The sequence below is a fragment of the Cellulomonas carbonis genome, from assembly GCF_014636275.1.
Lineage (GTDB): Bacteria > Actinomycetota > Actinomycetes > Actinomycetales > Cellulomonadaceae > Actinotalea > Actinotalea carbonis.
In genome coordinates, this window is the sequence record NZ_BMEB01000054.1 from 1 (window position 1) to 540 (window position 540).

The following is a 540-nucleotide window of genomic DNA, read 5'->3' on the forward strand; positions in this document are numbered from 1 at the left end:
CGGCTCGGGCTGACCGAGTGAGTTGACGAGTTCTCCGGCGAGCGTGCGCAGTTTGATATTGCGATGCGATGAGGCCCTCTTGAGAATGGTGACAGCTTCATCCTGGCTGCAGGCCGCCTGGGCCATCGTGATTCCGATGGCCACGTCGATGACGGTGCGCGATTCCATCGCCCGCTGTCGGTGTTCGGCTGCCTCGGCGAAGCGGGCGGTTCGGACCGCCACTCGCAACGACCTCTTCACCGGTTCCACGAATCTCTGCACGGCCGACAGCGTCGGCTCCCCGAAGCTGTGGGGTTGCATGGCGTAGAAGGTTATGACCGCTTGCGCAGTGTCGTCGATGCCGAGCGGGACCGCCACCAAGCTTCGCAGATCGTGAAGCACAGCGATCTCCATGAAGTCTCGCCAGCGCTTCTCTTCCTCGGCGTCCTCGACGCAGATGATCGCACCGGTCTTCTTCGCCTCCACACGCGGTCCCGCTCCGAGGTAGGTGTGGATGTCTTCGAATCGTCTCGCTGCGTCGTCGCTGCCGCAGACAATGGT

At 63.0% G+C, this 540-nt stretch carries 1 protein-coding gene; it reads right to left on the reverse strand.

Features of this window, described 5'->3' with window-relative positions:
- Nucleotides 1-465, reverse strand: a 465-nt coding sequence (locus tag IEV86_RS17665; RefSeq protein WP_188484854.1) for an ANTAR domain-containing protein, incomplete at its 3' end; no start/stop codon positions are given.
- Nucleotides 466-540: the final 75 nt, after the last annotated feature.